At 65.3% G+C, this 8,421-nt stretch carries 7 protein-coding genes and 1 tRNA gene; 4 read left to right on the top strand and 4 right to left on the bottom strand.

Features of this window, described 5'->3' with window-relative positions:
* Positions 1 to 103 precede the first annotated feature (103 nt).
* A tRNA-Arg gene (locus tag NTCA1_RS10450) sits at positions 104 to 180 on the top strand.
* A 172-nt stretch (positions 181 to 352) separates the two neighbouring features.
* On the opposite strand, the gene NTCA1_RS10445 is transcribed toward NTCA1_RS10450, so the two are convergent.
* On the bottom strand, positions 353 to 958 hold the full coding sequence (locus NTCA1_RS10445) for a hypothetical protein (protein ID WP_086492756.1): 606 nt from the start codon (positions 956 to 958) through the stop codon (positions 353 to 355).
* A 397-nt stretch (positions 959 to 1,355) separates the two neighbouring features.
* Here NTCA1_RS10445 and NTCA1_RS10440 point away from each other — a divergent pair, with 397 nt between their 5' ends.
* The 3 genes from NTCA1_RS10440 (at position 1,356) to NTCA1_RS10430 (ending at position 5,095) form a co-directional block, all read left to right on the top strand.
* Positions 1,356 to 2,894: a phospholipase D-like domain-containing protein gene (locus NTCA1_RS10440; RefSeq protein ID WP_086492757.1), complete on the top strand. Its 1,539-nt coding sequence runs from the start codon at positions 1,356 to 1,358 to the stop codon at positions 2,892 to 2,894.
* Positions 2,891 to 3,499, top strand: coding sequence for a GTP cyclohydrolase I FolE (gene folE / locus NTCA1_RS10435; RefSeq protein ID WP_086492758.1), 609 nt, complete (start codon positions 2,891 to 2,893; stop codon positions 3,497 to 3,499). Before NTCA1_RS10440 ends, folE begins: the two co-directional genes overlap by 4 nt.
* 99 nt (positions 3,500 to 3,598) lie before the next feature.
* On the top strand, positions 3,599 to 5,095 hold the full coding sequence (locus NTCA1_RS10430) for a hypothetical protein (protein ID WP_236549223.1): 1,497 nt from the start codon (positions 3,599 to 3,601) through the stop codon (positions 5,093 to 5,095).
* 4 nt (positions 5,096 to 5,099) lie between these two features.
* On the opposite strand, the gene NTCA1_RS10425 is transcribed toward NTCA1_RS10430, so the two are convergent.
* Genes NTCA1_RS10425 through NTCA1_RS10415 form a run of 3 tightly spaced genes read right to left on the bottom strand, consistent with a single transcriptional unit; the run spans position 5,100 to position 8,419 of the window.
* Positions 5,100 to 6,116 carry a type II secretion system F family protein gene (locus tag NTCA1_RS10425; RefSeq protein WP_159830423.1) on the bottom strand — a complete coding sequence of 339 codons (1,017 nt, stop codon included), beginning with the start codon at positions 6,114 to 6,116 and terminating at the stop codon, positions 5,100 to 5,102.
* A 19-nt stretch (positions 6,117 to 6,135) separates the two neighbouring features.
* Entirely contained in the window at positions 6,136 to 7,107 is a 972-nt protein-coding gene (locus NTCA1_RS10420; RefSeq protein ID WP_086492760.1) for a type II secretion system F family protein, read from the bottom strand.
* Between the two features lie 25 nt (positions 7,108 to 7,132).
* A complete protein-coding gene (locus NTCA1_RS10415; protein WP_159830421.1) occupies positions 7,133 to 8,419 on the bottom strand; it encodes a pilus assembly protein CpaE in 1,287 nt (428 codons plus the stop codon).
* Positions 8,420 to 8,421: the final 2 nt, after the last annotated feature.

The following is an 8,421-nucleotide window of genomic DNA, read 5'->3' as shown; positions in this document are numbered from 1 at the left end:
TGGATAGAGCATCAGACTACGAATCTGAGGGTCGGACGTTCGAATCGTTCCGGGCGCACCATTCTCTCCCAGAGGGGAGAATGGCACCCACATAGGGCATTGTGCGCCCGTAGCTCAGCTGGATAGAGCATCAGACTACGAATCTGAGGGTCGGACGTTCGAATCGTTCCGGGCGCACCACTTGCACCACACACGAAGAGCCCCGCAGAGCATCATGCTCCGGCGGGGCTTTTCGTTTGCGGTTTCGCGGTTTGGATTGCGTGCCGCATCGGCATGGCAAAGAAAAAGGCCGGAAACGCGGCTGCGCTCCCGGCCTTCCTCAGCCTTGCGGCTTTTGATTACCGATTACTGATTACTGGCCGCTGGGGGTCTCGGCAGCGCCGGCCGTAGCCGAAGGGGCTGCCTGGGCATCGGCGCCCGGCTGGCCGCCTGCGCTGGCCTGAAGCTGCGAGTTGAACGCCGTGGCAGTCATGCCAAGCGTCAGCGACTTGTCTGCGCCGAGGCCGAAGTAGGACTTCTTGAGCTGGGCAACCGAACCGTTGCTCAGCGTCACGAAGACGTCTTCGCCTTCGACCTTGGTGACGGTGCCGAGAACGACGCCGTCGCTGCTCTTGATCGGCTTGTCGGCCACGAAGGCGGTCGCCAGTTCGGCGCTGCTTTCGGCCTTGGCGCCGTTTACGGCGGCTTCAAGGTCGGCCTTGTTCATGCCGATCGTGAGGCCCTTTTCGCGCATTGCGAAGGATGCCGCCGGGAGGCCGGCACGCGCGGTGCCGGTGTTGACGGTAACGACACCGCTCTGGACCGCTTCCACGGTGCCGACTTCGGTGCCATCGGGGCCATAGACCTTGGCGCCCACCGTCGGTGCGGCGGCAGCGGTTGCGGCCGTGCCCTGTGCCATGGCGGCGGCAGGGGTCAGGGTCGCGGCGGCGATCGCGGCGGCGATGAGAGATTTCTTCATGGCGTACTCCTTCTCGATGCGGGAACCGACATCGGCCCCGGCTCGGGATGCTCCCGGCACGCAGTCGCACGTGCAGGAGCGTGAATGGTGGTCCGAATAATTACGACCCGGACAGTTTGTTCCGACCCTGGGGCCGGAAGCCCGTTCCGCGTGCAGTTATCACGTGGGAGAGGAACGGACGAAGACGGTGCATGTTGCACACGTGCAACGGAATGGCCGCTGAATGGCGCCCGATCAACCGCCAAAATGGCACTTTTTTGCGACGAATTGGCCGAATTCCGCCATTCCGCTTTTTGCGGGGCGGCGGGTTGTGCCTTCTGTCGGACAAATGGGGCATGGAACATCCCGCTTGCTCGATGCTTGATCCCGGGCAGCGGGTGATCCAGCAAGGTAAGTGATGATACAGAACTCGGCTAACGGGGAAGGCCAGGGCGACGCCCCGGTTTCGCCATCGGTGTGGCGTTACGCCAGGGCGAAGCGTGCATATGTAGTGATCGACGCTGCGGATTATTTCGAACTCATGCGCGGGGTCATGGAAGAGGCGCGGCAGCGCATATTCATGATCGGCTGGGATTTCGACTCCCGGATCCTGCTCCAGTCCGGGCGTCGCTGGTGGCAGCGCGGGCGGCGCAGGCGTTTTCCCGCGCGCCTGGGATCGTTCATCGTCTGGCTGGTCAGGACCACGCCGACGCTGGAGATCCTGCTGCTCAAATGGAACGTCTCGCTGGTGAAGTCGCTGTTTCGCGGCACCATGGTCATCGACCTGATTCGCTGGGCGCTACGCGATCGAATCGATTTCAAGTTCGACGGCGCCCATCCGATCGGGTGCAGCCATCACCAGAAGATCGTCGTGGTGGACGATGTCTTCGCGGCCTGCGGCGGGATCGACATGACCTCGGACCGCTGGGATACGCCGGACCACTTGCCGGACGATCCCCGCCGCAGACGTCCGACCGGGCGGCTCTATGGTCCCTGGCACGACGTGACGATGGTGATGGAGGGCGAAGTCGCGGCAGCGCTCGGCGATCTGGGGCGCGAGCGCTGGAAAGTGGCGGGCGGCGCGGAGATCGCCCCTTGCGCGCCGCAGGACTTCAGCCCCTGGCCCGATGAACTGCGCGCCGAGTTCGAGGACGTCGAGATCGGCATTGCCCGCACCCGCGCCGAATATGGCGACTGTCCCCAGGTCAGCGAGATCGAGGAATTGTTCGTAGAGCAGATCCGGCGCGCCAAGCGCTTCGTCTATGCCGAAACGCAGTATTTCGCGTCGAGGGCGATCGCCGAGGCCGTGTGCGAGCGGCTTCTCGAAGACGATCCGCCCGAATTCGTCATCATCAATCCGCTGACGGCCGACGGCTGGCTGGAGCAGATCGCCATGGACACAGCGCGGGTGGAACTCATCCGCACCTTGCGCAATGCCGATCATGCCGGGCGCTTCCGCATTCTCTATCCCGTGGCCGCTGACGGAACGCCGATCTACGTCCATGCCAAGCTGATGATTGTGGACGACGAGATCCTGAGGGTGGGTTCGGCCAATATGAACAACCGTTCGATGGGCCTCGATTCCGAATGCGACGTCTTCATAGACTCCGCCCGCCCGGCGAATGCCCACGTCAGTCCGGCCATCACCGGCCTGCGCCACCGGCTGCTTGCCGAGCACTGCGGGGTGACCGAGGAAACCATCGCCGCGGCGCTCGATCGTCATGGCTCGATGCTCGGCGCCATCGAAAGCCTTGTGCCTTCCGGCAAACATCTCGAACCCTTGCCCTTGAAACATCTCACCGAAGCTGAAAGAGCGCTCGGTGAAAGTGCTCTGCTCGACCCGGAACGACCCGGTGAGATGTTCGAGCCGATCGAGCGGCGCGGTCTTTTCCGCCGCAAGGGGCAGCTCATGCGGCTGCGTCTTATGGACAGATTGCGAAGGAGTAAGAAGGGATGAGCAGCCTTGACGGTCCCGATGAGGACAACCCGCTGGGCAAGCCGGCCGTCCCCGAGCATGTGCAGCAGGCGATCCGCACGCTGATCGAATGGGCGGGTGACGATCCCTCGCGCGAAGGACTGCTCGACACGCCCAAGCGCGTGGCGCGTGCGTGGAAGGAATATTGCCAGGGCTATGGCGAGGATCCGGCGATCCACCTCAGCCGCGTGTTCGAGGAAGTGGGCGGCTATGACGAAGTGGTCCTACTGAAGGACATTCCGTTCCAGTCGCACTGCGAACACCACATGGCACCGATCATCGGCAAGGCGGCCATCGCCTATCTGCCGAAGGATCATGTCGTGGGCATTTCCAAGCTCGCGCGGGTGCTGCACGGCTTCGCCCGCCGCCTTCAGATCCAGGAGCGCCTGACCGCCGAAGTGGCACAGTGCATCTGGGACCATCTCCAGCCCCAGGGCGTGGCGGTGGTGATCGAGGCCAGCCATGCCTGCATGACCGCGCGCGGCGTGCGCACGCCGGGCGTGAGCATGATCACCAGCCGTATGATGGGCACTTTCCTCGACGATGAGCGCAGCCGCAAGGAAGTGCTCAGCCTGATGGGCTACTGATTATCCCCGCTTCCGCCGCATCCGGGGCTTGAACGGAGCCCCGCGCTGCGGTGAAGGATGGCGCCTGTCTCGGGAAATGTACCAGGCGCCGGGGGAAAAGTGAGCGGACCGATCGAAACCATGGATGCAGTGCCGGCCACGGGCAGGCCGCGTCGCGCGCCCGGCTGGTCTGGCTGGCTCGCCGCGTTGGTGCCTGCCGGCATGCTCGCGGTGCTCCTGCTGCGCAGCGTCTGGGATGTCGATATCTTCTGGCAGCTCAAGCTGGGCGAGATCATCCTCGCGCACGGGGCGCCGGTAACGCGCGAACCTTTCGCCGCCCTGCATCTGGGAGAGCCGCTTCCCGCCGTGGGCTGGCTGGCGCAGGCGAGCATGGCTTTCGTGCGCAGCGTCGGCGGCTGGGATCTGCTGCGGGTCTACGACGCCTTGTGCTGGCTCGGCGGTTTCTGGGCGGTGGCGGCTGCCTGCCGCCTGCGCGGGGCATCGAGACATGCCGTAGCGGCGGCGCTCGTGCTGGCCTTCGTGGCCGCCGTCCCGACGGCAAGCATCCGGCCGCAGAGCTACGCTTCGCTCTGTTTCGGGATCCTGCTGGCCTTGCAGCGGCTGAATCTGCGCCCGGCCGTTACGATCGCGCTGGGCGTGCCGCTGCTCGTGCTCTGGCAGAACCTCCACCCATCGGTCAGCGTCGCCGTCCTGGCGCTGGGCATCCAGGCTGGTATCGAGGGGCTGGCCTGGCTTCGTGACCGCCAGGCCTTTCCGCTGGCTCCGGCTGTGCTCACGCTTGCCGCGATCGGCGCGATGTTCGCGACGCCCGACGGCCTTTCCATCCTTGCGATCTCGGCGGCGAATGCCGAGATGAGCCTGGCCATCGGCGCCAGCGAATGGCGGCCGCTCTGGATCGAGGGCAACTGGGCCAATGCCCTGCCGGTGCTGTTCACGGCTCTCGTCTCGGCGGCGCTGTTCCTGCGCCATCGCCGCCGGTTCAGGACGTCCGAACTGCTGCTGGCCCTGGCCCTCCTGGCGATGACGGCCATGGCCTATCGCTTCGTGTTGTTCTGGGCAGTCGCCATGGTGCCCCTGATCGCGCGCTCGCTTACCGGAGCGGGACCGGAGGAGCAGGCGCCGATGCCGACGTGGGCACCGAAGTGGGCGCCGAAGTGGGGGGCGGTCGTCGCGGTCGCGTTGGTGGCGCTGATCCTGCCGCTGGCGGCGCCGACACGATTTGCGCCCACCTTGCCGCTTGGCGCCATTGCCCATCTGAAGCGCCAGAACCTGCGAGGCACGATCTACGCCGACTTTCCCTATGGCGGGCCCGTCATCGATGCGGGTTGGCCGGCCTGGCGGGTCGCCTACGACGGCCGCTACTATCGCTACCCGCGCGAGGAATGGCGATACAACGGCGGTATCGAGAACGGCTATGTTCCGCTGGTGGACGTAATCGCCAAGTGGCATCCGGCGGCGTTCCTGATCCAGGAGGAGCACAATGCGCCGTTGGACGGAGAACTGGCCCGGTCACGCCGCTGGCAGCGCATCTATCGCGGGCCGGACGGCGTGGTGGTCTACGTTCCCCGGAAAAGATGGGGCCCTCGGAAAAGATAGCCCGTCACTTCGGCGGCGCGTGGGGTTCGCCGCCGGAGAAGGCATCCGCGATCGAGCAGGCCGCGGGGCCGAGAATGACGATGAACAGCGTCGGCAGGATGAACAGGATCAGCGGCACGGTCATGATCGCAGGCAGGCGCGCGGCCTTTTCCTCGGCGCGCATCATGCGTTCGTTGCGGAATTCGGCGGAGAGCACGCGCAGGGCCGAGGCCAGCGGGGTGCCGTAGCGCTCGGTCTGGATCATGGTCGTCACCACGCCGCGCATGGCGTCGAGATTGACGCGATAGGCAAGGTTTTCGAACGCCTGCCGCCGCTCGGTCAGGAACGAGAGTTCGATCGAGGTGAGCGAGAATTCCTCGCCCAGTTCGGGGTAGGCGCGACCAAGCTCGCGGGCCACGCGGTCGAAGGCGGCGTCCACGGTAAGGCCTGCCTCGGCGCAGATCACCAGCAGGTCGAGCGCATCGGGCAGTCCCTTGCAGATCGCGTCGGTGCGCTTGGTGATCATGTTCTTGATGAAGATGTCCGGGCCCTTGTAGCCGGCAATCAGCATCGCGGCGAAGCCCATGAAGCGCTTGAAGCTGCTCCACTGCGGGAAATAGTCGATCCCGTAGATGACCAGCGCAGCCGTGCCGCCCATCACGATCGGGGCCACCAGCCGCGCGAAGACGACCGCGACGGCCCATTCCTTGTTGCGGATACCAGCCTGGGCGAGCTTCTGTTCGATGTCGCGCAGCTGGCTGTCCTGCAACATCTTGAGCTTGCCCAGGAAGGCGCCCATGCGGTCGGTCGTCTCGTTGCGGCGCACGACGCTCTGGCGCTTGCGCGGCGCCGTAGTGATCCCGGCCTTGAGCGCTTCGCGGCGCTGGCTGAGCGCCTTGACCCGCTTGGCCATGGGATCGCGCACGGTGACGGCGGCATAGATCGCCAGCATCACGGCGGCGGCGGCGACCATGGCGAGCAGGGTACCGACGAAAATGACGTCGAAACCGAGGAGGGTGGGACCGGCGGGTTGGTCTGGCATCTTGCGGGCTGTCCTGCGCTCAGATCTCGAAACTGACCATCTTGGCCATGATGAAGGCGCCGATGCCCATCCAGACGGCGCCGCCCATTCCCGCCACGATGAGGCGGTCGTCGGTGAAGAATTTGCCGATGTAACCGGGGTTGATCCACCAGATCATGCCGAAGACGATGAAGGGCAGGGCGCCGACGATGTAGGCGGAAGCCTTGGATTCCGAGCTCATGGCGCGGATCTTGAGCTTCATCTGCGATCGCTTGCGCAGCACGTCGGCCAGGTTGGCCAGCGTTTCCGCCAGATTGCCGCCGGTCTCGCGCTGGATCGCAAGGGTGATGCAGAAGAAGGCGAATTCGGGAATGTCGAGGCGGTCGGAGGTATCCTGGAGCGCGTCCTCCATGGTCTTGCCGATCTTGATGCGTTCGGTGACGAGCTTGAACTCCTCACCCACCGGCCCCGGCACTTCCTTGGCGACGACGCCAAGCGTCTCGGTCACCGGCAGGCCTGAGCGCAGGCCGCGTACCAGCAGTTCGATGGCATCGGGGAACTTGGCGTTGAAGGCATTGGTGCGGCGGGCGATGAGCTTGTTCAGCACGAAATGCGGAATACCCCCGCCCACGAAGAGGCCGAATGCCAGCGCCAGCACCAGCGCGCCGGTCTTCACGGCGACAAGCAGGGCGACGAAGAGGCCGATCCCGATCGAGGTGTAGAGATATTGATTGAGCGACCAGCTGACGCCGGAACGGTGGAGGCGAAGCGCCAGGGCATCGATCCGCGAACCGGAACCGGCGGCCTTGTGCATTTTCGGGCGACGGGCGGCAACGGCCTTGCGCATCTGCGCCTCGACCCGGTCGGTCGTGCTCTGCGAATGGCGATAGCGCACCGATTTCAACCGGCGCGTCGATTCCTTGGCGGGAGAGGGGCCGGAGAACGCCGTCCATACCAGCGCCCCGGCGCTCAGGAGGCCTACCGCCACCAGCAGAAACTGCATCATGTCCATGGCCGCACCTCGCCCGATCGGCCCCTCAGCGAGAGGCCGTTTCCTTCTTCGCAGCAGCCTTGCCCATGAAGGCCTTGAGATCGAGCTTGCCGAGCAATGACGGCTTGGCGCCCGCTGCTCCTGCCGGACCTTCGGCCTCGCCGGTCTGCTCGACGATCATGCGCGAGAGGTCGCGGATCGCGATGCCTGCGCGGTTGGTGCGATTGGTATCGGCAAAGGTCTGTCCCAGCTTGGCCGCCAGCGAGGCCGCCTTGAGGTCGTAGGGGATGGACAGTTGCAGCGGCGTTTCGATGGAGGCTTCGAAATCGGCCTTGGTGATTTCGGCCAGGCTCGGCTGGACCTTGTTGGCCGCCACGATCACGCGGACATGGGGCGCATTGGCCTTGAGCCAGGACAGGATTCTGATCGTGTCGCGCGCGGAGGCCAGCGTCAGTTCGACGACGAGGACGACGACGTTCACATTGGCAAGCAGCTGCGGAAAGTTGATCAGCATGTTGCGCGGCATGTCGATCACGGACATCTCGAAGGCCTGCCGGAATTCCTCTTCGAGCTGGAGGAAGGCCGAACCGTCGGTCATCAGCGGAGTGCCGATGGGGGCTTCGGCGGAAAGGATCGCGAGATTGTCGTTCGCGCGGATCATGGCGCGTTCGATGAACAGGCCGTCGATGCGGCTGGGGTTCTCGATCGCGTCGGTCAGGCCTCGGCCGGGCTCGAGATCGAGGCAGAGCGCGCCGGTGCCGAAATGGATGTCCAGGTCGAGCAGGGCGGTGGGCAGCTTGTCGTCGGCGCTGAACAGCCATGCCAGCGAAGTCGCCAGGGTGGAGGCGCCGACGCCGCCGCGGGTGCCGATCACCGCCGTCGATACATGCGGTTTGGCCGTGCCCGATTCATGGCTGCGGGGCGCCGAGAACACCGCCTGCGCCTGTGCGAGCGTGTCGCGCACGGTGCCGGGCGAGAGCGGCTTCAGCAGGTAGTCGTGGATGCCGCTGGCAAGCAGGTCGCGGTAGAGCCGCACGTCGTTGACCTGGCCCACCGCGATGACGACCGTACCCGGCTCGCAGACTTCGGCCAGGGCGTTGATGTCGTTCAGCGGATCGCCGCTTTCCGACAGGTCCACCATGAGAATATTGGGGCTGGCCGTGACCGACAGCGACTGGACGGCGTTGCGTAGGCCCCCCTTGCAGCACTTCTCGGGCTGCCAGCCCATTTCGAGCGCGATCGGGCGCAGCACGTCGAGCGAGGCTTCGTCGTACATGAAGGCGGCAAACTGGTCGCGGCCGCCGGGACCGCCGGATTTCCAGGGTGCATTCATGG

This window comes from Novosphingobium sp. TCA1, from assembly GCF_009811895.1.
Lineage (GTDB): Bacteria > Pseudomonadota > Alphaproteobacteria > Sphingomonadales > Sphingomonadaceae > Novosphingobium > Novosphingobium panipatense_A.
The sequence above is the reverse complement of the archived record's forward strand: the minus strand, read 5'-3'. Positions and strand labels throughout refer to the sequence as shown.

Bases quoted from the DNA above. Each gene is read 5' to 3' on its own strand.
- NTCA1_RS10445 (WP_086492756.1), bottom strand. From the start codon at position 958: ATGAAGAAATCTCTCATCGCCGCCGCGATCGCCGCCGCGACCCTGACC.
- NTCA1_RS10440 (WP_086492757.1), top strand. From the start codon at position 1,356: ATGATACAGAACTCGGCTAACGGGGAAGGCCAGGGCGACGCCCCGGTT.
- folE (WP_086492758.1), top strand. From the start codon at position 2,891: ATGAGCAGCCTTGACGGTCCCGATGAGGACAACCCGCTGGGCAAGCCG.
- NTCA1_RS10425 (WP_159830423.1), bottom strand. From the start codon at position 6,116: ATGCCAGACCAACCCGCCGGTCCCACCCTCCTCGGTTTCGACGTCATT.
- NTCA1_RS10420 (WP_086492760.1), bottom strand. From the start codon at position 7,107: ATGGACATGATGCAGTTTCTGCTGGTGGCGGTAGGCCTCCTGAGCGCC.
- NTCA1_RS10415 (WP_159830421.1), bottom strand. From the start codon at position 8,419: ATGAATGCACCCTGGAAATCCGGCGGTCCCGGCGGCCGCGACCAGTTT.